Below are 23,995 nucleotides of genomic sequence, written 5' to 3' on the forward strand. Positions count from 1 at the left end.
GCTTTGACCATGAGTGTTCTCACACGGGCCGTCATGCCGGTTCTGCTGCTTGGCAGCCTGTTGACCGGTTGCGCTACACACAGCGATGGCACTGCCCCCCTCAATCAACGTAACTGGCCAATTTGCAGCGTCATCGGCGGGCTGGTCGGTGGAGGTCTGGGTGCGATCGAAAGTGGCGGTTGGGCGGCCGGCGGAGCAGCACTCGGGATTTTGACCGGCGGCTTGATCTGTTATGCACAGGATGGCGATGAAGATGGCGATGGCGTCTTCGACCGACGTGATCGCTGCCCCCATACTCCCGCCAATACGCCTGTCGATCATCACGGTTGCCCGCTGCCGCAATACCCGGCCAGCGTGAAGCCGGCCGAACCTGTGCAATCGGAAGTCATCACCCTGGACGACGCCGTTCTGTTTGCCTTCAACAAGTCTGACCTGACCCTTGCGGGACAGAGTCAGCTTGATTCGCTGATGGACAAACTGCAAAGCGCGGATGTGGTGAGCATCAAGGTGATTGGCTATACCGACAACGTGGGTTCGCAAGCCTACAACCAGGCACTTTCGGAACGCCGCGCGAGCAGCGTGGCGGCCTACTTGCTCAATCGGGGCCTGGCACCGGACAAACTCACCAGCGAAGGCAAAGGCGAAAGTCAGCCAGTGGCCGATAACGAAACCGAAGAGGGGCGCGCGAAAAATCGTCGCGTAGAGTTGCGCATTAATCGCTGAGCCCCGTGATAGAGCCGTCGGACCACAAATGCTATTGATCCGACGGCCATTCGGCGGTCTGCCTGAAGAATTTTCCCTCGCCCTCTGGCTTATCCCGCATGGAAGCCGTTACTGTGCGTGCAAATAATAATTCTCAGCGGGGGCGCGTATGAAGGTGTTTTGGGGGCTGGGGAAGCTGTTGACCCTGCTGTTTTGGCTGGTGGTGCTGGCCAATCTGCTCATCCCGTTTGTCCATCCGTTGCACTTGATGCTCAATGTGGCCGGCAGCCTGTCAGGGGGCCTTCATCTTCTTGAGGTGATGTTCTGCAACCGCAGCCTCAAAGGTCGCGCTCACCCTTGGCTGGATCGCCTGCAGATTCTTCTTTTCGGCGTATTCCACCTGCAAACCATCCCCGCTCCGACTGCACCTAAGGCTTCCCATGCATAAACTCTGTCTGCTCGCCGCGCTTATCAGCCCGTTCGCCTGCGCCCAAGTGGTGAGTGTCGAAACCAATTCCCTGATGCGTTTGCCCAACACTGCCAGCACCTTGCAGCTGGAACGTCTGGAAGTCGCCGATTACGGCACGTTGCTGATCCCGTCTAACGTGACCGAAGTCACCGTGGGCCAATTGCACCTGGGTCGTGAAGCGCGGATCGCCATCGTGCCGAGTGAGCAGCCACTGGCACTGAACGTCAGCCATGCCGAATTGTCGGAAGGCAGCCAAATCACCGCTCGCGGTGCGCCGGGGACTTACCTCAAGGCCGCCCGATCCGGGCGCAATCTGAATCTGCAAATCAAAACTCTGAAGGCGCCACAATTGTTGGTCGACGCTCGTGGTGGCGCGGGTGCTCCGGGTTTTGTCGGTCTCGATGGGGCCAATGGTCAGGCGCCGGGTTGCACCTGGGGCCAGGCCGGTGGCGGTGCCGACGGCAGTGATGGCAGTAACGGCCAGCCCGGTGCAGCCGGTGCGCTGGTACGGTTGCAAGTGCCGCGAGATTTCCCGGCCGAGCAAATCAAGGTTCAGGTCGCTGGCGGCGCCGGTGGCGTGGCCGGTCCTGGCGGCAAGCCGGGATCAGGCGGTAAAGCCAAGGGCTGTTTCGTCTACCAGACCGATGGCGGCAAGAATGGCAAACCAGGCGCTGACGGCCAGCCAGGGCCTGCGGGGGCGGCAGGTTCGGTGACGGTTCAGCGGTTGTAAGCTGTTTCTGAAATGTGTGTCGTCTGATCGATGGTCTTCGCGAGCAGGCTCGCTCCCACAGTTGATCGAGTTCCACTGTGGGAGCGAGCCTGCTCGCGATGCTTTTAGAACATCGGCCGGGCCGCAGCGATCGCCACCAGCACCAATCCGACGATCAGATTAATCCCCACCAACCGCCGGATTTTCCCCAGCACCGCTGCCCCTGTCGGCCAATCCTGCGCGGCCACCGCCGTACGCAATTCGGGCAACATCAACGCCTGAATCCGGATAAACAGCGCGGTCATCACCACGTACAACCCCATCATGACCTGTACATAACGCGGTGCGGTTTCAAAACCGGCATATTGCAGATGAATCATGCCCACACCACTGATCGGCAACAGCACCACCGCCACCCAGACCCAGCGGAAAAAACCTTGAAACACTTCTACCCAAAGCTTCAACCGGGGTGGACCTTCCAGGGCTTTCATCGCGGCGGGGCGCAGGACCATCCAGGCGAAAAACATTCCGCCCACCCATACCAGGGCGGACAGGACATGCAGGGTGTAAACGATGCCAAAAGGTGTCATTGAGGTACTCCGTTCTGCGCGGGATTAATTAGCGGGGTATGATAGCGGCCGATCCGAATCACTGAAAATTTATCCAGCGTTTTTTGCGCCCGACAATCCATGATCAGCACCGAACTCAAAACCACGATCCAGGGCGCCTACTCGCGTTTTCTCGAAGCCAAGAGCCTCAAACCGCGCTACGGTCAACGTCTGATGATCGCCGAAATTGCCAAAGTCCTCGGTGACATCGACACCGATGACGAAGGCCGGCGCAGTGGCGACCCCGCGATTGTCGCGGTGGAAGCCGGCACCGGTACCGGTAAAACCGTGGCCTACAGCCTGGCGGCAATCCCGACCGCCAAGGCTGCCGGCAAACGGCTGGTGATCGCCACGGCCACCGTGGCCCTGCAAGAACAGATCGTCTACAAGGACTTGCCTGACCTGATGCGCAACAGCGGGCTGAATTTCAGCTTCGCCCTGGCCAAGGGGCGTGGGCGCTACATGTGCCTGTCCAAGCTCGACATGTTGCTTCAGGAAGGCCACGCACAAACCGCCACCGCGCAGTTGTTCGAAGAAGAAGGCTTCAAGATCGAAGTCGATGAGGCCAGCCAGAAGCTGTTCACCAGCATGATCGAGAAGCTCGCCGGCAATAAGTGGGACGGCGACCGCGACAGCTGGTCCACGGCGCTGGAAGACGCCGATTGGGCGCGCCTGACCACCGATCACAGCCAATGCACCAACCGTCATTGTCCGAACTTCGGCCAGTGCGCCTTCTACAAGGCCCGCGAGGGCATGGGCAAGGTCGACGTGATCGTCACCAACCACGACATGGTGCTGGCTGACCTGGCCTTGGGCGGCGGTGCTGTATTGCCAGACCCGCGCGACACCATTTACGTCTTCGACGAAGGCCATCACCTGCCGGACAAGGCCATCGGTCACTTCGCCCACTACACGCGCCTGCGCTCTACGGCCGACTGGCTGGAAACCACCGCCAAGAACCTTACCAAATTGCTCGCCCAGCACCCGCTGCCGGGCGATCTGGGCAAGTTGATCGAGCAGGTGCCAGAACTGGCCCGTGAGATCAAAACCCAGCAGCAGTTCATGTTCACCGCGTGCGAGCAGGTGGCCGACTTCAAACCCGGCGAAGACGTCGAAGGTCGTGAGCGACCGCGTCATCGCTTCGTTGGCGGGGTCGTTCCCGAGCACATGCGCGAAATGGGCATTGAGCTGAAGAAAGGCTTCGCCCGCCTGACCGATGTGTTTACCCGTCTCACTGAATTGCTCAAGGAAGGCATGGATGGCGAGGTCAACATCGGCATCGCCAGCAACCAGGCTGAAGAGTGGTATCCGCTGTTCGGCAGCCTGTTGTCCCGTTCTTCGGGCAACTGGGAATTGTGGACTGCGTTCACCGCTGAAGACCCGGAAGACAACCCGCCGATGGCGCGCTGGCTGACCCTGGCCGAAAGCGGTTCGCTGTTCGATATCGAGGTCAATGCCAGCCCGATCCTCGCGGCGGAAATGCTCCGGCGCAATTTGTGGAACGTGGCTTACGGTGCGCTGGTGACGTCGGCGACCCTGACGGCACTGGGCACTTTCGACCGCTTCCGCATGCGCGCCGGGCTGCCAAAAAAAGCCGTTACGGCGGTGGTCCCCAGCCCGTTCCATCACGCCGATGCCGGTGTGCTGCGGGTACCAGACCTGAAAGCCGACCCTCGGGATGCGCCGGCCCATACCGCGGCAATCATTCGCGATCTGCCGGCTCTGGTGGAGGGCTCTCGCGGCACGCTGGTGCTGTTCTCCTCGCGCAAACAGATGCAGGACGTGTTCGACGGCCTAGACCGCGACTGGCGCAAGCAAGTGTTCATTCAAGGCAACCTGTCGAAACAGGAAACCCTGAACAAGCACAAGGCGCGCGTCGATGGCGGCGATTCCAGCGTGCTGTTCGGCCTGGCAAGTTTCGCCGAGGGTGTCGATTTGCCCGGCGCGTATTGTGAGCACGTGGTGATCGCCAAGATTCCGTTCTCGGTGCCCGATGACCCGGTCGAAGCGGCACTGGCTGAATGGATCGAAGCCCGGGGCGGTAATCCGTTCATGGAAATCTCCGTGCCGGATGCTTCTCTGAAACTGGTCCAGGCCTGCGGTCGCTTGCTGCGCACCGAAGAGGACCGAGGCACCATCACCTTGCTCGACCGGCGCCTGGTGACCCAGCGCTATGGCAAAGCGATCCTCAATGCGTTGCCGCCATTCCGTCGCGAAATTTCCTGATACACCGGTGGGCAAATGTGCCCACCGCGTTGTCTATCTCTCTACCATCGCTTTTCCACTGGCCATTGTTGGTCGTTAGGGAGAATTTCGTTCTCATGATTCGCCGTTCGTTGCCCGCTATTTTTGCCCTGATGTTCGCAGCCCCTTTGCTGGCGGCCCCTGCCGGCCAACAGACGCTGTTCAACTTTGTACGTCCGGCCGATGTGGTCCAGGTGACAACTCAGGATGCCAGCTTGCCGCAATCCAATGCGGAGCAAACAGCCGAAGGCGAAGTGTTGCGCCGGGTGACATTCAACCCGGTGGCGCAACCGACCCTGCGCCTGACCCCGCAAACCGGCGCCTGGGACTGGTCACAGTCGAGCGTCATGAGCCTGCGGATCCAGAGCGCGATGAACTGGGCCGTGACCCTGTACGTGAAAATCCAGAGCAATGATGGCAAAACGCTGTTCAGCCGTGTCGACTTGCCCGCAGGCCCTGCGCAGACCCTGTTGGTGCCGCTGGTGGCGAGTTCGCCGCTGAGTCAGGGCATGAAAGCCGGGCCGCCGATGCCGATGACGGTCGACGGTCAGCGCGTGTTGCTGGCCAGCAGCGCCGGTGAGCTGGACCGCGGTCAGGTGGTGTCGGTGACCTTGTCGATGGACCAACCGAAAGTCGCCCAGAGCATCCTGCTGGAGCGCTTTGGCGTGCAGGACGGCGACGGGGTGACCCCAGCGGTTTATGGCGCTCTGGTGGACGCCTACGGCCAATCCACCCGGACCAAATGGCCAGAGAAGGTCAGTAGCGATGAGCAACTGAAAAGCGCCGCCGCCAAAGAACAGCAACAACTGAAAATATGGCTGGCCGAGCGCAAGAAGTCATCGTTGGACATGTTCGGCGGCTGGAACAAAGGACCGGCGTTCAAGGCCAGCGGCTTTTTCCGCACTGAAAAACGTGACGGTCGCTGGTACCTGGTGACCCCGCAAGGGCACCCGTTCTATTCGCTGGGGGTTAACACCGTCGCCCCCGACGTCAATCAGACTTACATCGCCGGTCGCGAGTGGATGTTCGAATCCCTGCCCAAACCCGACGAGCCACTTGCCAGCCACTATGGCGAAGGCGACAACCGTAGTGGCAACGGCGTCGATCAGGGCCGTGGCTATAACGCCGGTCGCTGGTACGACTTCTATGGCGCCAATTTGCAGCGGCTGTTTGGCAACCCCTGTGCATTGGGCAGCGGTACCAAGGCCGGCGTCGCCGAAGCGGCCAAAGCCGACGCGGCAGAGGCGACAGCGCAGAAGGCTGACGAGCAACCGGTCGCACCTTCAACGGCTGAATCCGGTGTCGCCGAAGCGGCCAAGGTTGGGGCAGCCGACGCTACAGTCGCGAAAGCGGCTGAGCAAGCGCCCGCCGAACCCTGCAAAGCGGTGGTGGATGAACAACGCTGGGCCAGCCACACCCTGGATCGCCTGCAGGCCTGGGGTTTCAACACCTTGGGCAACTGGAGCGCGCCAGTGCTGGCCAGCGCTGATCGCGTGCCATACACCTTGCCGCTGTCGATCGTCGGCGATTACGCCAGCATCAGTACCGGTACCGACTGGTGGGGCGGCATGCCCGACCCGTTCGATCCGCGTTTCGCCATGGCCACCGAACGTGCCGTGGCCATCGCTGCCCGCGATCACCGCGACGATCCGTGGCTGATCGGTTATTTCGCCGACAACGAACTGGCCTGGGCCGGTCCCGGTGACGACCCGAAGGCTCGCTATGCGCTAGCCTACGGCACCTTGAAAATGACGACCGACGTGCCGGCAAAACGCGCGTTTCTCAAGCAACTGCGGGACAAATACCGCAATCAGGCGGGCCTGTCCAAAGCCTGGGGCATCGACTTGCCGGCCTGGGAGTTGATGGAAGACCCAGGCTTCGTGCCGCCGCTGCCAAGCGCCGAACACCCGGAAATCGAAGCTGACTTCAAATACTTCCAGAAGGTCTTCGCCGACACTTACTTCAAAACCATCTCCGACTCGCTCAAGTGGCACGCGCCGAACCAGCTGTTGCTGGGCGGTCGCTTTGCCATCAGCACCCAGGAAGCCGTTGAATCCTGCGCCCAATACTGCGATGTAGTGAGCTTCAACATGTACACCCTGCAACCGCAGGACGGTTACGACTTTGCCAAACTGCGCAGTCTCGACAAACCGGTGCTGATCACCGAGTTCAACTTCGGTTCGACTGATCGCGGCCCGTTCTGGGGCGGTGTGACGCAACTGGCCAAGGAAGAAGATCGAGGCCCGGCTTACGCCAACTTCCTGAAACAGGCGATCAGTGAGCCGTCGATTGTCGGTGTGCACTGGTTCCAATATCTCGATCAACCGGTGACCGGACGTCTGCTGGATGGCGAGAATGGTCACTTCGGCCTGGTGGGAATTACTGATCTGCCGTTTCAGGGCTTCGTCGACAGCGTGCGCAAAAGCAACCTGGCGACTGTCGATCAGTTGGGTAAAGAGGCGGAGAAGGCCAAGGCAGAAGCGGATAAAGCCAGCCGCGATGCCGAGGGCGGTAGAAAAGGCGACGCCGGTAAAGGAACGGGGCCCGGCGCTGGCCATGCAGGTGGGCATTCTGGAAATGGTCACTGAGTCCTGATATACCGCGTTATCGTTCTTCGCGAGCAGGCTCGCTCCCACAGGGGATCTTCGGTGCGACTGAGATCAAGTGTGGGAGCGAGCCTGCTCGCGAAGGCGTCCGCAAAGGCAATAAAAATGTCTGATTATTTCCAAGGCGACCGACCGCCGAGCCCAACACTGTTCCCAAAACCCTCAAGGGCTGGAACAATGCGGGCCACTTTGTAGTGCGTTGAGCAGGGGAGTTACGGGTGCAGATTCAGGGTCATTACGAGCTTAAGTTCGAAGCGGTGCGCGAAGCCTTTGCGGCGCTGTTCGACGATCCTCAGGAACGTGGCGCAGCGTTGTGCATCCAGATCGGTGGTGAAACAGTCGTCGATCTCTGGTCCGGCACCGCCGACAAGGACGGCACTGAGGCCTGGCACAGCGACACCATCGCTAACCTGTTCTCCTGCACCAAGACCTTCACCGCCGTCACCGCGCTGCAACTGGTCGCCGAAGGCAAGCTGCAACTGGATGCACCGGTTGCCCGCTACTGGCCCGAATTCGCCGCCGCGGGCAAAGAATCCGTGACGCTACGCCAATTACTCTGCCATCAGGCCGGCTTGCCGGCGCTGCGCGAATTGCTGGCGCCTGAAGCGCTTTACGACTGGCAAACCATGGTGGATGCCCTGGCCGCTGAATCGCCGTGGTGGACGCCGGGCGAAGGTCATGGGTATGCGGCGATCACCTATGGCTGGCTGGTGGGTGAATTGTTGCGCCGTGCCGACGGTCGTGGACCGGGCGAGTCCATCGTGGCTCGGGTCGCGAAGCCGTTGGGGCTGGATTTCCATGTCGGTCTGGCGGATCAAGAGTTCCATCGCGTGGCGCATATCGCCCGGGGCAAGGGCAACGTCGGTGATGCTGCCGCCCAGCGTTTGCTGCAAGTGACCCTGCGCGAGCCGACGGCCATGACCACCCGGGCCTTCACTAACCCGCCCTCGATCATGACCAGCACCAATAAGCCAGAGTGGCGGCGAATGCAGCAACCGGCCGCCAATGGCCATGGCAATGCTCGCAGTCTGGCCGGGTTTTACGCCGGTCTGCTCGATGGCAGCCTGCTGGAAAGCGAGATGCTCGATGAGCTCACGCGCGAACACAGCATTGGCGAGGACAAGACGTTACTGACCCGGACCCGTTTCGGCCTGGGTTGCATGCTCGATCAACCGGACGTACCCAACGCAACCTTCGGCCTTGGCCCAAGGGCGTTCGGCCATCCGGGCGCTGGCGGCTCCATCGGGTTTGCCGACCCGGAATACGATGTCGCCTTCGGTTTTGTGACAAACACATTGGGGCCGTACGTCTTGATGGATCCGCGCGCGCAAAGGCTTGTGCGAGTACTGGCCACTTGTCTGTAAATCTCGCTTAAAAGGTTACACTGCCGGAACCAGAAAACCTTTTCGGATTCAAACCAATAGGTTATGCGGGGCCCACCCGGCCTGATTTTTCATTTATTGATTTTTTTGTGGATATCCAATGTCAACCAAACCAACCCTCGCTTTGGCACTGTGCTTCGCTATCACCGGTTGCGCACAAACTCCAAAAAATGACGCAGACGGCGGCAGTTGGTGGCCGTTCGGATCCTCCGACAAGGTGGCGGTTAAAGACCCTGCACCCGCCCCGGCACCCCTGAAGCCTGCCGTCACTGCGCCAGTGGCCAAGACCGAGAGTACCAGCCCTTGGTACTGGCCGTTCGGCGCCGATGAAGTTCTCGACAAAAAACCAGAGGTAAAACCTGAAGCCAAACCCGTGGAAGTGGCCAAGGCTGACGCAGGTGGCAAATGGTACTGGCCGTTCGGCGATAAAGACCAATCCATTGTCCCAGCGCAAGCGGCGGTGCCGATGCCTGACCCTAAAGTAACCCAGGCCTGGCTCGACGACTACGAGCCGCGCCTGCGCGAAGCGATCAAGGACAGCAAACTGCAACTCGAACGCCGTGACAACGTACTGGTGGTCATTGCGCCGGTAGACGGCTCGTTCAACCCTAAACGTCCAGCCATGTTGCTGCCGGTGACGCTTGGTCCATTCACTCGCGTCGCGAAAATCCTTGAAGCCGATCCGAAAACGGCCGTGCTGGTCCTCGGTCACAGCGACACCTCCGGTGACGCGCCGGCCAACGTGCAATTGAGTCAGGAGCGTGCACAATCCGTGGCTTCGATCTTCCGTCTCAGCGGCCTGCAGCGTGATCGCCTGATGCTGCGTGGCCTGGGCGGTGACGCACCGCGTGCAGCCAACGACAGTGTTGAAGGCCGAGCCTTGAACCGCCGCGTCGAACTGCTGGTGACCCCGCAAAACACCATGGTCGCCTTGCTGAGCAAATACAACATGCCAGCCCCGGCGCCGATTCGCATGGTCGCGGCGCAGGATGTCAAGCCAGCGGTCGCGCCTGTTACGCCTGCGCCAGCCGAGAAAAAAGCGGCTGTACCGGCTGCGAAAAAAGCCCCGGCCAAAAAAACCGCGGCCAAGAAGGCACCTGCTAAAAATGCGACTCCGGCGAAAAAGGTTGCTCCGGCCAAAGCCACTGACGACTCGAAGAAACCCGCCGTCGCTGCTGACACCGACAAGCAGTGATTCGTTAACCCAAAGGAATGCCACACATGACCAAGGCCCTGGCTGATATGCGCCGCGATTACACCCGTGATGGCCTGACCGAGGCGCAAGCCCCGGCCGAGCCATTTGCGCTGTTCCATCGATGGTTTGCCGACGCGGTGAAAACCGAACAGGCGCCGGTGGAGGCGAATGCCATGACCTTGGCCACTGTCGATCAGGACGGTCGGCCGCATTGCCGTATCCTGTTGCTCAAAGGCCTGGACGAGCAGGGCTTCACGTTCTTCACCAACTACGACAGCGCCAAGGGCGAGCATCTGGCAGCGAATCCGTTCGCGGCCATGACCTTTTTCTGGCCGACCCTGGAGCGCCAGGTGCGCATCGAAGGTCGGGTGGTGAAGGTAACGCCCGAGGAGTCCGACGCTTATTACCAGGTCCGGCCTCTGGGCAGCCGTCTCGGTGCCTGGGCTTCGCCTCAAAGCCGGGTGATCGCCGATCGTGGTGAACTTGAAGCGCTGCTCAAGAACACCGAGCAACGTTTCAGCGATACCCAGCCACATTGCCCGGAGCATTGGGGCGGTTATCGTTTGTTACCTGAGCGTGTCGAGTTCTGGCAGGGCCGTCCGAGCCGTCTGCACGACCGTCTCAACTACCGCCTACAGGGCGCCGACTGGACACTTGAACGTCTGGCACCCTAAGCAGTCTACCGACCGGGATAGCCTGTCGCAGCGGCCTTCAGCCACTGTGACAGGTCCCGACGCTTGATTTTCTGCGCTTGAGCGTTCGCCAACTGCTGGAGCATGAACGCTTTTTTGTGTTCGTCTTCACCGGCAAGGGCTAACGCCAGGTCGCGGTCCATCCAGCGTTTGATCCGTACGTACAGCCACCCGTGGAAGTACAGACCGGCGACAGTGGTGACGACAATGATAAAATAATCCATGAGAATCCTTACGCAGTGGCGCAGATTGCGAAATTTGCCGCTACTGTGTGCCGAGTTCGTGGCGGCGCCTGTACCGGGCCTGAATCGAAACACTTTTATCCGGGCGACGCCGTGACAGGCGTCAAGCTGCGGAGTTTAATGAATACCTGTCCTTTGGAGTTGATGCTATGCGTAAGTCTGTTCTGCTGGTTGCTTCCTTTTCCACGATGGCGATGTTGCTCACTGGCTGCCAATCAAGCCTGACCGGTGACTCCTACTCCCGTGACGAAGCGCGTCGCGTTCAGACCGTTCGCATGGGCACCATCGAAGCCTTGCGCCCGGTCAAAATCGAAGGCACCAAAACTCCAATCGGCGCCGCGGCTGGCGCCGTCGTGGGCGGTGTCGGCGGTAGCTCCATCGGTGGCGGTAAAGGCAGCGTCGTGGCTGCAGTCATCGGCGCAGTCGCCGGCGGCCTGGTAGGTTCTGCAGCCGAAGAAGGCCTGACCCGCACCCAGGGCGTGGAAATCACCGTGCGCGAAGACGACGGCAGCATGCGCGCCTACGTGCAACAGGTTCAGCAAAACGAAGTGTTCCGTGTTGGCGAGCGTGTGCGGATTGCCACGGTGAATGGGACTAGCCGCGTTTCGCACTAAGCGGGAAAACGGGTAAAAGAAAACCCCGATCAGGTGACTGGTCGGGGTTTTTTGTGTCTGTGCTTTCGGCAAACTGGTTCAACATCGTTAGTCTTGGCTACAAAGCCCCATGTAGTACACCAGATCCTCTTTTAAGGGATCACCCACCAAGCCCATAATTACCCTGGATTGATCGGGAGAAAGTTGGTGCTCACCCATGGGCACATCCCTCAAGTTTGACCAGCCCATAACCTCCAGCACCGCCGTCTCCAAGGTTAGCGGCACATCCTTTTCATATTGCAATGAATTGTCGGGATTTGGCTCGGGGAAAAATCCAGTGATGGAGATAAATATCATTCTTTGTCCTCATCGTCATTTCGTTGATGTACTTCTTTTAGGTTTTGCTTTTCTGGTCTGTTCGCCAGTGTTTGCATCAAATTCCCCTAAGTGATCACCCGCCCAGTTGTACACTTCGACGGCGCCATGTTGGTAATCCCATTCATAAATGCGCTTCTTACTTTCCCAGCGTTTTCGATTCCCTTTAGTCTGAACAGGGGAAGCATCGGGGAACGCCGGCAGAATTTTTGGCGGAGGATGATAACTGTGGTCACCACTGATAGGTCTTGCCACCACCACGTATAACGGCTGCACACCAGAATTCGCCGGAAACACAAGAATGAAGTCCTTGTACTCAGGCGGGTAGAGCGGGTTCACGATGATGCCGTCAGCCGCTTTCGTCGGTGGGTAAACCCAGATGTGCGGTGCTTGTGGGGCGGCTTCCAGTTTGGGGATGCCGAGGATGTCGGAGCCATCCTCCGCGGGCGTCCAGATCAGTTCAATGCCGTCACCGAGGTCCGCCACCTGTTGGCTGCCGCGCAAGGTGAACTGCACGACATCGACCATTTCCCAATCGCGGTGCTTGCCGGTGTAGAAACCGTAACCCTTGAGACTGCCGTCAGCCTGTTGCTCGACGCTTAGTCGAACTCGCGTACGGGCTTGCTTCAGGGCTCGGAGCTGGTCTTCGGTGTAGAGGGCGCTATCGCCCAGGCTGGGCACCCAGAATATGGCGGCCAGGCCCGCCAGTGCCGTGGTTCCTGCAGCGCCGAGTGTTGCGACCGGTATGGCCTGAGCCGGGAAGCGCAGTGCAAGACGGCCTATGCCGAGCGATACAGTCGTGCCGCTGATTGTTTGCAGATTCAGCAGACCGCTATCGTCTGCTTCGCGAGCGCCGAGCCAGGCAATTTCACCGTAGTCCTTGAGGCGGTCGGTGGGCACCATCCCCGAAGGGCTCGAGTAATCAATGATGGCGTCCGGCAGTTTGCAGGACTTGGCGAAGACACATCCGGCTTGAATGGGCTTTTGCTTTTCTGCCAGGACCTGACGGCCGCGCTCGAAGGCATCTTGCCTGGTGAGCATGGCGTCGTAGGCGTTTTGTCGGGCTTCGCGCTCAGCCAGTTCGGTGGCTGTCATGAAGCGGTGAGTGACGTGATGTCCGTCGCCGGACGGCGGGTTTTTAACCCTGGGGACTTCCTTGTTGCCAGCCACGGATCTTCCTTGCGTTCGTACGTCGACAGCCCTTGGGAAAAAGGGCTGTGCGACGTTAACGAACGTGGCTAATCGTGGCTGTAGGACGAATCCTGAATGTCGCTAAGAGTGTTCTCTATCACTCAGGATTGCAGCGCAGTGCTCTTGCGACTGGCTGCCGCCATGACCGCATATCCAATCAACGCTGCCAGTATCGAACCGGTCAAAATCCCCATTCGATCCATCCCGGCGTAATCACTGACACCGGGCTCGAACGCCAGGGAGCCAACAAACAGGCTCATGGTGAAGCCAATCCCGCAAAGGATCGACACGCCCAGTACGTGGCCCCAATTGGCACTCTGGGGCAGGGCGGCAATGCCGATTTTCACGGCCAGCCAGGTCAGCCCGAACACGCCGAGTGTTTTGCCCAGCAGCAGGCCAACGGCGATGCCCATGGGGACGTGGTGGGTGAAGTTTTCGAGGGTCACGCCGCTCAAGGACAGGCCGGCGTTGGCAAAGGCGAACAATGGCAAAATGCCGAATGCCACCCATGGGTGCAGGGCGTGTTCGAGGCTCAGCAGGGGCGAGGGCTCGGCGTTTTTCGTGCGCAGCGGAATGCAAAAGGCCAGGGTGACACCGGCCAGTGTCGCGTGGACACCGCTTTTGAGCACGCACACCCAGAGGATCAAACCGATGATCATGTACGGGCCGAGCTTGACCACGCCGAGCCGGTTCATCGCGATTAACGCCACGATGCACGCCCCGGCCAAGGCCAGCGAAAGTGTTGAAAGCGTGCCTGAGTAGAAAATGGCGATGACGATGATGGCACCCAGGTCGTCGATGATTGCGAGGGTCATCAAAAACAGCTTCAGCGACACCGGCACGCGCTTGCCCAGCAGGGCGAGGACGCCGAGGGCGAAGGCGATATCAGTGGCCATCGGAATGGCCCAGCCACCGAGGGCGGCGGGGTTATCACGGTTGAAAAACCAGTAAACCAACGCTGGCACGACCATGCCGCCAATCGCCGCTGCGCCAGGCAGGACGACCTGCGAAGGTTTCGACAGCTGACCGTCGAGGACTTCGCGCTTCACTTCCAGACCGATCAGAAGAAAGAACATCGCCATCAGGCCGTCGTTGATCCACAGCAACGCCGGTTTGGCGATTTGCAGCGCACCGATCTGCGCCACCACCGGGGTGTCCAGGAAGCTGCTGTAGAGCCATGACAGCGGGGAATTGTTGATGATCAAAGCCAGGGCCGCGGCGGCAATCAATAACAGACCGCTCGCAGCTTCCAACTGAAAGAAACGTGTGAAAGTGCTACGCAGAGGCAAGGTCGCTCTCCATCGATTAATCAAAAGGTGGCACACCGTAACCCGTACCGTTAGTTGTTAAAACAAAAGTTATATTCTTTTTTGTTATATGTCGTTACAAGACCGATGATCCCACGGGCCTGAGCCTGGCAGATGCCAAGCGTATTGAAGCCTAGCTGTACCTGTGCGCGATGCTGGATTTTTCCTAAGCTGTGGGTTGAGCCTTTCGATAAGGCCGACTCTTGCCTGATTCAACGAGATCACCACCATGAGCGACAACCGACAGTGGGCCCGCGAAGCCATCCGGATTATCGAGGCCGACTTCCAGCGTAGCGCCGATACCCACCTGATCCCCTTGCCGCTGCCAGGCTTTCCCGGCATCGAGTTGTATTTCAAGGATGAATCCAGCCACCCTACCGGCAGCCTGAAACACCGTTTGGCTCGCTCGCTGTTTCTCTATGCGCTGTGTAACGGCTGGCTCAAACCCGGTGCACCGGTCATTGAAGCGTCCAGCGGTTCGACGGCGATTTCCGAGGCGTACTTCGCCCGTTTGCTGGGCTTGCCGTTCATCGCGGTGATGCCGGCCACCACATCCAAAGAAAAAATTGCGCAGATCGCGTTTTACGGCGGCAACAGCCATCTGGTGGATGATCCGACGCAGATCTACGCCGAATCCGAGCGCCTGGCCCGGGAGCACGATGGGCACTTCATTGATCAGTTCACTTACGCCGAACGTGCCACGGACTGGCGGGCGAACAACAACATCGCCGAATCGATCTTCCATCAGATGCGTTTCGAGCAGCACCCTGAGCCGAGCTGGCTGATTTCCAGCCCCGGCACCGGCGGCACCACTGCGACGCTCGGTCGTTACGTGCGTTATCGCCAGCATTGCACCCGTGTGCTGTGCGCCGATGCCGAGCGTTCGGTGTTCTTTGATTACTACCAGACCGGCGATGCCAGCCTGCGTCTGGACCACGGTTCGCGAATTGAAGGCATTGGTCGGCCTCGGGTGGAGGCGTCGTTTCTGCCCAAGGTGATCGACGCGATGATCAAGGTGCCGGACGCGCTGTCGCTGGCGGCCATGCACTACCTGGCGCAGCATTTGGGGCGGCGCGTTGGCGGATCGAGCGGGACCAACCTGATCGGCGCCTTGATGGCGGCTCAGCAAATGGCGGTGGCGGGGGAGGTGGGGTCGATCGTGGCGATTCTGTGCGATGGGGGCGAGCGCTATGAGACCAGTTATTACAATCAGGCTTGGCTCAAGGCTCAGGGGTATGAGTTGAGTGGGTTGATGGATGTTGTTGCAGCGAGTGTAGAGCGCGGCGAGCCGCTCCCAGCCACCGTGTTGCGCGCCAACATCTGATCCCGCAGACGCTGAAGAACCCAGGTGGGAGCGAGCCTGCTCGCGAAAGCGGATAGACATTCAACAAAGATGTCGACTGATCTACCGTTTTCGCGAGCAGGCTCGCTCCCACCGTTGCTTGGCTTCAATGACCGCGTGTCAGGCTTCCAGGCCGAGGATGTCGCGCGCCACGGCTTCCGCAATCCGAATCCCGTCCACACCGGCCGACAGAATCCCGCCTGCATAACCCGCACCTTCACCCGCCGGGAACAAGCCCTTCACGTTCAAACTCTGCATCGATTCGTTGCGGGTAATCCGCAGCGGTGACGACGTTCGGGTCTCGATCCCGGTCAACACCGCATCGTGCAGCGAGTAACCGCGAATCTGCTTCTCAAATGCCGGCAAGGCTTCGCGAATGGCTTCGATCGCGAATGCTGGCAAAGCCAGCGCCAAATCACCCAAAGCAACACCTGGTTTGTAGGACGGTTCAACACTGCCCAGCTCGGTGGATGGCGTGCCTGCAATGAAGTCACCGACCAGTTGCGCCGGGGCTTGGTAGTTGCTGCCGCCCAGCACAAACGCGTGGGACTCCAGACGTTCCTGCAACTCGATACCCGCCAGTGGGCCGCCCGGGTAATCGACTTCCGGGGTAATCCCGACGACGATACCCGAGTTGGCGTTACGCTCATTACGCGAGTACTGGCTCATGCCGTTGGTCACGACCCGGTTCGGCTCGGAAGTCGCCGCCACCACGGTGCCACCGGGGCACATGCAGAAGCTGTAGACCGAACGCCCGTTCTTGGCGTGGTGCACCAGCTTATAGTCGGCAGCGCCGAGTTTCGGGTGGCCGGCGTATTTGCCCAGACGTGCACGGTCGATCAGCGACTGGGGGTGTTCGATGCGGAAACCCACCGAGAATGGCTTGGCTTCCATGAATACGCCACGGCCGTGGAGCATGCGGAAGGTGTCCCGGGCGCTATGGCCGAGGGCCAGAATCACGTGTTTCGAATGAATCTGCTCGCCGCCGTTGAGTTCGACGCCAACCAATTGGCCGTCCTCGATCAGCACATCGGTAACGCGCTGTTGAAAGCGGACTTCGCCACCCAGGGCACGAATCTGCTCCCGCATGTTTTCCACTACGCCGGTCAAACGGAACGTACCGATGTGAGGCTTGCTGACGTAGAGGATTTCTTCCGGCGCGCCGGCTTTGACAAACTCGTGGAGGACTTTGCGGCCGATGAACTTCGGGTCTTTGATCTGGCTGTAAAGTTTGCCGTCAGAGAATGTTCCCGCTCCGCCTTCACCGAACTGCACGTTGGACTCGGGATTGAGCACGCTTTTGCGCCACAGGCCCCAGGTGTCTTTGGTGCGCTGGCGCACTTCAGTGCCGCGCTCGAGAATGATCGGCTTGAAGCCCATTTGCGCCAGCAGCAGCCCGGCGAAAATCCCGCAAGGTCCAAAGCCTACGACGACAGGGCGTTGCTCCAGATCGGCCGGTGCGTGGCCGACCACTTTGTAGCTGACATCCGGCGCCACGTTGACGTTACGGTCATCGGCGAACGTGTGCAGCAACGCCGCCTCATTCTTGGCAGTGAGGTCGATGGTGTAGATGAAGCACAGTTCGGAGGATTTTTTGCGCGCATCGTAGCTGCGCTTGAACAAGGTGAAATCGAGCAGGTCATCACTGGCGATGCCCAGGCGCTGCACAATGGCAGGGCGCAGGTCTTCCTCGGGATGGTCGATCGGCAGCTTGAGTTCGGTGATTCGTAACATGACAGGATCCGGTTCGCGGGGCGCACAACTGCGCCAAGGCGTTTGAAGACCGCGATTATAAGCCTCAACGGATGATTCCAGTGAGGCTAAAACGATCAGTCGTCCCGCGATCCGCCGAAATACCCGCAGCCACGCTGAACCTGGCCATTGATGCGCAGTTCGGCGCTCATGTGCTGAACGCTGCCGGTTTTGCTGTCGACGCAACGTTGCGGCGCGACCCACAGTTCGATGTGCTGATCATTGGCTTCGGTACTGAGATTGAAACGCCCATCACCCAACCGCTCTTCAACGTACGGCACGGCCAACGGCGGTTGGCCGGCGCGGTCGATGACCATGCCTTTGCCACTGACCTTGACGTTCCATTCCGGCGAGTGGCCGGCGGCACGCAGGATCAACAGTTTGAAATTGGGATCGTCGCACGCGGTGCCGGAGCGCTCGACGCGGTACAGCTGCTCAAGGTCCAGACGGCTATCGACAATGCGCCCGCGCACGTCGGCAAAAAGCTTGCCTTGGTGATCGGCCAGGGTGGCGGCCTCTTGCAAGACGCTGGTGCCGCCGGAGTCATTGACGACGTAGCTGCGCTGTTCATGGCAGGGCTGAAACAGCAATTTTCCGTCCGCCGCCGTCAACTGGCCCTGCATGCGGGTCTGACCCACGTGGGACGCATTTTCACGTGGGCCATCCAGTAACTGGCAGGCGGCGAACAGTGGAAACACGGCAACAAGGACTAAGGAACGGGCAACACGCATCTTTGGCTCTCCAGACAAGTGCCGCCACGTTACGCAGCCTGACCGTTCATCACAACCCCGCCGACTTTTGATTTATGTACGTCGATAAACCTGTAGGAGCGAGCTTGCTCGCGAAAAACGTGAAGGCGCCGCGTTCATCCAGACAGCCCAGTCATCGTTAACGTCCTTCGTCGGAACGCCGCCCGGAGCAAGCTCGCTCCTACGGAATGTGTCGGATTAACCGACGTGGAAGGTCTGACCTGTCTGCAGACCTTCTACGCTTTTGGCGTAGGCCAGCGCTACATCCGCTGCGGGAACCGGTTTGTAGCCGCGGAAGTACGGCGCGTAGCTGCCCATGGCTTCTACCAGCACGGTAGGGCTGACCGAGTTGACGCGCAGCCCACGAGGCAATTCGATGGCCGCCGAACGAACGAAGCTGTCCAGTGCACCGTTGACCAGTGCTGCCGAGGCGCCGCTGCGAATCGGGTCGTGACTCAGCACGCCAGTGGTGAAGGTGAACGAGGCACCGTCATTAGCAAATTCACGGCCGATCAGCAGCAGGTTGACCTGCCCCATCAGCTTGTCTTTCAGGCCCAGTGCAAAGCTGTCTTCAGTCATCTCGTTCAACGGCGCGAAGGTCACGTTGCCCGCGGCGCACACCAGCGCATCGAACTTGCCGGTTTGTTCGAACAGTTTGCGAATCGAGGCGCTGTCGCTGATATCCACATGGAAATCGCCGCTGGTGCGGCCGATGCGGATGATCTCGTGACGCTCCGACAACTCTTTGTCGACCGCCGAACCAATGGTGCCGCCTGCGCCTATCAAAAGAATTTTCATTGTGCTGATCCTCGAACGGGTGAGTGAGGCTTCAGTTTAGAGTGGTTTTTTCTGCTGATAAGCGCGCTAATGGGCAACCTTTGGTTTTCAAATGGAAACAATCCATGAGCGAGATGGATGATCTGGCGGCGTTTGCGGTACTGATCGAAGCGGGAAGTTTTACCTTGGCTGCGCAGCAACTGGGCTGTAGCAAAGGACAATTGTCCAAGCGCATCAGCCTGCTGGAAACGCGGTTTTCCGTGGTTTTGTTGCAACGCACCACGCGACGCTTGAGTTTGACGGCGGCGGGTGCGGCGTTGCTGCCGCAAGCCCAGGCGCTGGTCGTCCAGGTAGAACGAGCGCGTCAGGCATTGGCGCGGTTGAAGGACGATATGGCGGGGCCAGTGCGTATGACGGTTCCGGTATCGTTGGGGGAAACCTTCTTCGATGGCTTGTTGCTGGAGTTTTCCCACAAGTACCCCGACGTGCAGATCGAGCTCGACCTCAGCAACAACTATCGTGACTTGTCCCGCGATGGTTTCGATCTGGCAGTTCGCTCCGACGTAGGCAATGACGAGCGTCTAGTGGCCCGGCCCCTATTGGCCTGGCACGAGATGACCTGCGCCAGCCCGGGCTACCTTGAGCAATACGGTGAGCCGTTGACGCCGCAGGCCCTCGCGGAACACCGCTGTCTGCTCAACAGTCATTACAGCGGCCGCGAAGAGTGGCTCTATCACCAGCAACACGAGTTGTTGCGGGTTCGGGTGTCGGGACCGTTCGCCAGCAACCATTACAGTCTGCTGAAAAAAGCAGCACTGGCTGGGGCCGGGATCGCGCGTCTGCCGTCTTACCTGCTGCAAACGGAATTGGCTGACGGGCGTTTACGTTTGCTCTTGCGCGACTATCAGACCCGCCGCATGCCGATGTACCTGGTGCATCCGTATCAGGGGGGATTACCCAAGCGCACGCAGGTGCTGGCGGACTACCTGATTGGCTGGTTCAAGCGCAGTGGCGAGGCGCTGGATCGGCTTTAACTGATCTGCTTAACCCTTGTAGGAGCGAGCTTGCTCGCGATGAAGCTGAGAACACCCGGGGTTGTCAGGCTTGCAGCGTTATCGTTGAAGACCATCGCGAGCAAGCTCGCTCCTACAGGGGAACTGCGTTGTTTTGGGGTGTGTGGCAGGCATAAAAAAAAACGGCCCGAAGGCCGTTTTTTGTTTACCGCAATGGCTTAGCCACCAAGGTACGCTTCACGCACTTTCGGATCGGTCAGCAGGGCTTCACCAGTGCCTGTCATTACTACGCGGCCGTTCTCCAGAACGTACGCGCGGTCGGCAATTTTCAGCGCCTGGTTGGCGTTTTGCTCTACCAGGAACACCGTCACACCGTCCTTGCGCAGTTGTTCGATGATGTCGAAGATCTGCTGGATGATGATCGGTGCCAAGCCCAGTGACGGCTCGTCGAGCAGCAGCAGCTTGGGTTTGCTCATCAGTGCACGGCCGATGGCGAGCATTTGCTGTTCGCCGCCGGACATGGTGCCGCCGCGCTGGGCGAAGCGTTCTTTCAGACGTGGGAAAAGTCCGAGAACCTTGTCCATCTGCTCCTGATAATCGCCCTTGTCGGTGAAGAACCCGCCCATGGCGAGGTTCTCTTCCACGGTCAGACGGGCGAACACCCGACGACCTTCCGGAACCACGGCGATGCTCTTGCGCATGATCTGCGCCGAGGTCTGGCCCACGAGCTCTTCACCCATGTAGCGGATGCTACCGCTGTGGGCTTGCGGCGAACCGCAGAGCGTCATCAGCAAGGTGGATTTGCCCGCGCCGTTGGCACCGATCAGGGTCACGATTTCGCCTTGGCGAATCTCTACGTTGACGCTGTGCAGCGCCTGGATCTTGCCGTAGAAGGTGGAAACGTTTTCGAATTGCAGCATTTACGCTTCCCCCAGATAGGCTTTGATCACTTCAGGATTCTCGCGGATCTGCTCCGGTGTCCCGTTGGCCAGAGGCGTGCCCTGGTTGATCACGACGATATGGTCGGAAATGCTCATGACCAGTTTCATGTCGTGTTCGATCAGCAGCACGGTGACGTTGTGCTCTTCACGCAACATGCTGATCAGCGCCTTCAGGTCTTCGGTTTCCTTCGGGTTCAGACCGGCGGCCGGTTCGTCGAGCATAAGGATCCGCGGACGGGTCATCATGCAGCGAGCGATTTCCAGGCGACGTTGCTGACCGTAGGCCAAGGTGCCAGCCGGGCGGTTGGCGAACGCCTTGAGGTTGACCTTGTCCAGCCAGTACTCGGCGAACTCCATGGCCTCGCGCTCGCTTTTACGGAACGCGGGGGTCTTGAACAGACCCGCCAGGAAGTTAGTGTTCAGGTGACGATGCTGAGCGATCAAGAGGTTCTCGACCGCCGTCATGTCCTTGAACAACCGCACGTTCTGGAAGGTGCGCACCACGCCTTTGAGGGCGATCTTGTGGCCGGGCAGGCCCTCGATGGACTCGCCATCGAGCAGGATGCTGCCGCCGCTCGGCTGGTAGAAACCGGTCAGGCAGTTGAACACGGTCGTCTTGCCCGCGCCGTTTGGCCCGATCAGCGCCACTACCTGTTTTTCTTTCACGGTCAGGGCCACGCCGTTGACCGCCAGCAAACCACCGAAGCGCATGCTCAGATTTTCAACTTTAAGGATCTCGCGGCTCATTTGCGCAGCTCCATGTGAGGACGTTGCATGGGCAGCAGACCCTGAGGACGCCAGATCATCATCAGCACCATCAAGGCGCCGAACATCAACATGCGGTATTCACTGAACTCACGCATCATTTCCGGCAACAGGATCATCACCGTGGCCGCCAGTACGACGCCCAGTTGCGAGCCCATGCCGCCCAGCACCACGATGGCGAGGATGGTCGCCGACTCGATGAAGGTGAACGACTCTGGTGTCACCAGCCCCTGGCGCGCGGCGAAGAAACTGCCGGCGAAACCGGCGAAGCAGGCACCGAGGGTGAAGGCTGAAAGCTTGATGACCGTAGGGTTGAGACCCAGCGCACGGCAGGCGATTTCGTCTTCACGCAGTGCTTCCCAGGCACGACCCAGTGGCATGCGCAGCAAGCGGTTGATGACGAACAGCGCGAACAACGACAACAACACCGCGATCAGGTAAAGGAAGATCACCTTGTTCACCGGGTTGTAGGCCAGACCGAAGTACTCGTGGAAGGTCTGCAGACCTTCTGCGGCAGTTTTATCGAAGCTCAGCCCGAAAAGCGTGGGCTTGGGAATGTTGCTGATGCCGTTCGGACCACCTGTGAGGCCGGTCAGGTTACGCAGGAACAGGCGGATGATTTCACCGAAGCCCAACGTCACGATCGCCAGGTAGTCACCGCGCAAGCGCAGTACCGGGAAGCCGAGCAGGAAGCCGAAGGTGGCCGCCATCATCCCGGCGATTGGCAGGCAGATCCAGAAGCTCAAACCGTAGTAGTGCGACAGCAGCGCATAGCTGTAGGCGCCGACGGCATAGAAGCCGACGTAACCGAGGTCGAGCAAGCCGGCCAGACCGACCACGATGTTCAGGCCCAGGCCGAGCATCACGTAGATCAGTACCAGCGTGGCGATATCCACCGCACCGCGAGAGCCAAAGAACGGCCAGACCAGGGCGCCGACGATCAGCGCAATGATGATCCAGCGCTGGGTGGTCGGCAGGGTCAGGAAATTACTGGCCTTGGCCGGCATGGACGGCATGCTGGGCGAGGATTTCCAGGCCGCGCTGATCTTCTGGTCGAACAGCACCCGCAAGAACATCAGCACCGAGCACACGGCGATGGTGATCAGCGTTGTATTGCTGGTGCCATGGACTTCGAGGTTAATGCCGACAATGGTCAGTTTCAGGCCGAGTACCGGGTAGGCAACCGCCCACACCAGCAAAGCGCTGAACAACGCCTGTTTAAGATTCTTAGTCATACTTTTTCAACCTCCGGACGGCCCAGCAGGCCGGTAGGCCGGAACAACAACACCAGGACCAAGAGGCCGAATGCCACGACGTCCTTGTACTGGTCGCCGAAGATATCGGCACCGAAGGCTTCCGCCACCCCAAGTACAATCCCGCCGAGCATGGCGCCGGGAATACTGCCGATACCGCCCAATACCGCTGCGGTGAAGGCCTTGAGGCCGACCAGGAAACCGGCGTTCGGGTTGATCACGCCGTATTGCATGCTCAGCAGCACGGCCGCGATGGCCGCCAGTGCGGCACCGATGACGAAGGTCAGGGCGATGATGTTGTTGGTGTTGATACCCAGCAGGTTGGCCATCTTGATGTCTTCGGCACAGGCGCGGCAGGCGCGACCCAGGCGAGAGCGGGAGATGAACAGCGTCAGGCCGAGCATGGCGACCAGGGTCACCACGAACACCACGATTTGCATGTAGGAAATCAGCACTTCTTGTGCACCACCTGGCCCAATGGCGAAGTTGCCAGGGATCAGGTTGGGGATGGATTTGTCCTTGGAGTCTTGCGCCAGCAGAACCGTGTTCTGCAGGAAGATCGACATGCCGATGGCGGAAATCAGCGGGATCAGACGGTTGCTGCCGCGCAAGGGGCGGTAGGCGATCCGTTCGATGCTGTAGCCGTAGGCACTGGTGACGACGATAGTTGCGAGGAAAGCGGCGGTCATCAACAGCGGAACGCTGTCGAGTCCCATCATGGACAGGCCCGCGATGGCGATGAACGCCACGTAGGAACCAATCATGTACACCTCGCCGTGGGCGAAGTTGATCATTCCAATGATGCCGTAAACCATCGTATAGCCGATGGCGATCAGGGCATACGTGCTGCCAATGGTCAAACCATTAACCAGCTGCTGGAAGAAGTGATAGATGTCAGGCATTACAGCGCTCCTAAAAACCTGATACGCATTTCACTGGTGGAGTCATTTTCCCGCTCGAGCCCCATGGAACTGTATCCACTTCGAATTCGAGGTTTGCCAGCGAACCGCTGATGACGGTTTTGAGATTTTCAGGTGGGGAGACTGGCGGATCACGCCAGCGCGGCCCTATACGTTCGTAAAACAAAG

At 59.6% G+C, this 23,995-nt stretch carries 23 protein-coding genes; 11 read left to right on the top strand and 12 right to left on the bottom strand.

Annotated features, from left to right (window positions below; translation table 11 throughout):
• Nucleotides 1-9 precede the first annotated feature (9 nt).
• From AC1MDT_RS27945 to AC1MDT_RS27955, 3 genes are all read left to right on the top strand, one after another.
• Nucleotides 10-723: a PA1041 family peptidoglycan-binding anchor lipoprotein gene (locus tag AC1MDT_RS27945; protein WP_480419901.1), complete on the top strand. Its 714-nt coding sequence runs from the start codon at nucleotides 10-12 to the stop codon at nucleotides 721-723.
• A 148-nt stretch (nucleotides 724-871) separates the two neighbouring features.
• The gene (locus AC1MDT_RS27950; RefSeq protein WP_480419902.1) at nucleotides 872-1,150 is read left to right on the top strand and encodes a DUF1145 domain-containing protein; all 279 of its coding nucleotides are present in this window, start codon (nucleotides 872-874) and stop codon (nucleotides 1,148-1,150) included.
• Nucleotides 1,143-1,901 carry a collagen-like protein gene (locus AC1MDT_RS27955; protein WP_480419903.1) on the top strand — a complete coding sequence of 253 codons (759 nt, stop codon included), beginning with the start codon at nucleotides 1,143-1,145 and terminating at the stop codon, nucleotides 1,899-1,901. The genes AC1MDT_RS27950 and AC1MDT_RS27955 overlap by 8 nt, the downstream gene beginning before the upstream one ends.
• A gap of 104 nt (nucleotides 1,902-2,005) precedes the next feature.
• Here the strand turns inward: AC1MDT_RS27955 and AC1MDT_RS27960 are convergent, their stop codons facing one another.
• On the bottom strand, nucleotides 2,006-2,470 hold the full coding sequence (locus AC1MDT_RS27960) for a CopD family protein (RefSeq protein ID WP_480419904.1): 465 nt from the start codon (nucleotides 2,468-2,470) through the stop codon (nucleotides 2,006-2,008).
• A gap of 99 nt (nucleotides 2,471-2,569) precedes the next feature.
• On the opposite strand from AC1MDT_RS27960, the gene dinG reads away from it, so the two are divergent.
• The 5 genes from dinG to pdxH all read left to right on the top strand — a co-directional run bounded on the left by dinG (nucleotide 2,570) and on the right by pdxH (nucleotide 10,589).
• Nucleotides 2,570-4,714: an ATP-dependent DNA helicase DinG gene (dinG, locus tag AC1MDT_RS27965; RefSeq protein WP_480419905.1), complete on the top strand. Its 2,145-nt coding sequence runs from the start codon at nucleotides 2,570-2,572 to the stop codon at nucleotides 4,712-4,714.
• 95 nt (nucleotides 4,715-4,809) lie between these two features.
• Nucleotides 4,810-7,320, top strand: coding sequence for a beta-galactosidase (locus tag AC1MDT_RS27970; RefSeq protein ID WP_480419906.1), 2,511 nt, complete (start codon nucleotides 4,810-4,812; stop codon nucleotides 7,318-7,320).
• A 236-nt stretch (nucleotides 7,321-7,556) separates the two neighbouring features.
• The gene (locus AC1MDT_RS27975; RefSeq protein WP_480419907.1) at nucleotides 7,557-8,702 is read left to right on the top strand and encodes a serine hydrolase domain-containing protein; all 1,146 of its coding nucleotides are present in this window, start codon (nucleotides 7,557-7,559) and stop codon (nucleotides 8,700-8,702) included.
• 118 nt (nucleotides 8,703-8,820) lie between these two features.
• On the top strand, nucleotides 8,821-9,915 hold the full coding sequence (locus tag AC1MDT_RS27980) for an OmpA family protein (protein WP_480419908.1): 1,095 nt from the start codon (nucleotides 8,821-8,823) through the stop codon (nucleotides 9,913-9,915).
• Between the two features lie 26 nt (nucleotides 9,916-9,941).
• Complete coding sequence (gene pdxH, locus AC1MDT_RS27985; protein WP_480419909.1) at nucleotides 9,942-10,589, top strand: pyridoxamine 5'-phosphate oxidase; 648 nt, start codon at nucleotides 9,942-9,944, stop codon at nucleotides 10,587-10,589.
• Nucleotides 10,590-10,594: 5 nt separating this feature from the next.
• Here the strand turns inward: pdxH and AC1MDT_RS27990 are convergent, their stop codons facing one another.
• Entirely contained in the window at nucleotides 10,595-10,831 is a 237-nt protein-coding gene (locus AC1MDT_RS27990; RefSeq protein ID WP_480419910.1) for a hypothetical protein, read from the bottom strand.
• Between the two features lie 167 nt (nucleotides 10,832-10,998).
• Here AC1MDT_RS27990 and AC1MDT_RS27995 point away from each other — a divergent pair, with 167 nt between their 5' ends.
• Nucleotides 10,999-11,463, top strand: a complete 465-nt coding sequence (locus tag AC1MDT_RS27995) for an outer membrane lipoprotein (protein WP_480419911.1) — start codon at nucleotides 10,999-11,001, stop codon at nucleotides 11,461-11,463.
• A gap of 87 nt (nucleotides 11,464-11,550) precedes the next feature.
• Here the strand turns inward: AC1MDT_RS27995 and AC1MDT_RS28000 are convergent, their stop codons facing one another.
• The 3 genes from AC1MDT_RS28000 to nhaA form a co-directional block, all read right to left on the bottom strand.
• Nucleotides 11,551-11,799: a pyocin S6 family toxin immunity protein gene (locus tag AC1MDT_RS28000; protein WP_480419912.1), complete on the bottom strand. Its 249-nt coding sequence runs from the start codon at nucleotides 11,797-11,799 to the stop codon at nucleotides 11,551-11,553.
• A gap of 15 nt (nucleotides 11,800-11,814) precedes the next feature.
• Nucleotides 11,815-12,987 (bottom strand): S-type pyocin domain-containing protein, encoded by a 1,173-nt coding sequence (locus AC1MDT_RS28005; protein ID WP_480419913.1) that lies wholly within the window; start codon nucleotides 12,985-12,987, stop codon nucleotides 11,815-11,817.
• Between the two features lie 122 nt (nucleotides 12,988-13,109).
• Nucleotides 13,110-14,297 carry a Na+/H+ antiporter NhaA gene (gene nhaA / locus AC1MDT_RS28010; protein WP_480419914.1) on the bottom strand — a complete coding sequence of 396 codons (1,188 nt, stop codon included), beginning with the start codon at nucleotides 14,295-14,297 and terminating at the stop codon, nucleotides 13,110-13,112.
• Nucleotides 14,298-14,544: 247 nt separating this feature from the next.
• Here nhaA and AC1MDT_RS28015 point away from each other — a divergent pair, with 247 nt between their 5' ends.
• Nucleotides 14,545-15,639: a PLP-dependent cysteine synthase family protein gene (locus tag AC1MDT_RS28015; RefSeq protein WP_480419915.1), complete on the top strand. Its 1,095-nt coding sequence runs from the start codon at nucleotides 14,545-14,547 to the stop codon at nucleotides 15,637-15,639.
• 138 nt (nucleotides 15,640-15,777) lie between these two features.
• Here AC1MDT_RS28015 and AC1MDT_RS28020 read toward each other — a convergent pair whose 3' ends face one another.
• From AC1MDT_RS28020 to AC1MDT_RS28030, 3 genes are all read right to left on the bottom strand, one after another.
• On the bottom strand, nucleotides 15,778-17,391 hold the full coding sequence (locus AC1MDT_RS28020; RefSeq protein ID WP_480419916.1) for an NAD(P)/FAD-dependent oxidoreductase: 1,614 nt from the start codon (nucleotides 17,389-17,391) through the stop codon (nucleotides 15,778-15,780).
• Nucleotides 17,392-17,486: 95 nt separating this feature from the next.
• Nucleotides 17,487-18,140 carry a COG3650 family protein gene (locus AC1MDT_RS28025; protein ID WP_480419917.1) on the bottom strand — a complete coding sequence of 218 codons (654 nt, stop codon included), beginning with the start codon at nucleotides 18,138-18,140 and terminating at the stop codon, nucleotides 17,487-17,489.
• Nucleotides 18,141-18,356: 216 nt separating this feature from the next.
• Nucleotides 18,357-18,956 (bottom strand): short chain dehydrogenase, encoded by a 600-nt coding sequence (locus AC1MDT_RS28030; RefSeq protein WP_480419918.1) that lies wholly within the window; start codon nucleotides 18,954-18,956, stop codon nucleotides 18,357-18,359.
• Between the two features lie 104 nt (nucleotides 18,957-19,060).
• Here AC1MDT_RS28030 and AC1MDT_RS28035 point away from each other — a divergent pair, with 104 nt between their 5' ends.
• Complete coding sequence (locus AC1MDT_RS28035) at nucleotides 19,061-19,969, top strand: LysR family transcriptional regulator (RefSeq protein WP_480419919.1); 909 nt, start codon at nucleotides 19,061-19,063, stop codon at nucleotides 19,967-19,969.
• 197 nt (nucleotides 19,970-20,166) lie between these two features.
• Here AC1MDT_RS28035 and AC1MDT_RS28040 read toward each other — a convergent pair whose 3' ends face one another.
• From AC1MDT_RS28040 to livH, 4 genes are read right to left on the bottom strand one after another with little or no spacing between them, the layout of a single operon-like run.
• Nucleotides 20,167-20,868 carry an ABC transporter ATP-binding protein gene (locus AC1MDT_RS28040; RefSeq protein WP_201114164.1) on the bottom strand — a complete coding sequence of 234 codons (702 nt, stop codon included), beginning with the start codon at nucleotides 20,866-20,868 and terminating at the stop codon, nucleotides 20,167-20,169.
• Nucleotides 20,869-21,636 (bottom strand): high-affinity branched-chain amino acid ABC transporter ATP-binding protein LivG, encoded by a 768-nt coding sequence (gene livG, locus AC1MDT_RS28045; protein ID WP_480419920.1) that lies wholly within the window; start codon nucleotides 21,634-21,636, stop codon nucleotides 20,869-20,871.
• Nucleotides 21,633-22,889 (bottom strand): high-affinity branched-chain amino acid ABC transporter permease LivM, encoded by a 1,257-nt coding sequence (locus AC1MDT_RS28050; RefSeq protein ID WP_480419921.1) that lies wholly within the window; start codon nucleotides 22,887-22,889, stop codon nucleotides 21,633-21,635. The genes livG and AC1MDT_RS28050 overlap by 4 nt, the downstream gene beginning before the upstream one ends.
• The gene (livH, locus tag AC1MDT_RS28055; RefSeq protein ID WP_201114158.1) at nucleotides 22,886-23,809 is read right to left on the bottom strand and encodes a high-affinity branched-chain amino acid ABC transporter permease LivH; all 924 of its coding nucleotides are present in this window, start codon (nucleotides 23,807-23,809) and stop codon (nucleotides 22,886-22,888) included. Before livH ends, AC1MDT_RS28050 begins: the two co-directional genes overlap by 4 nt.
• Nucleotides 23,810-23,995: the final 186 nt, after the last annotated feature.

The sequence above is a fragment of the Pseudomonas sp. ASL7 genome, from assembly GCF_056680375.1.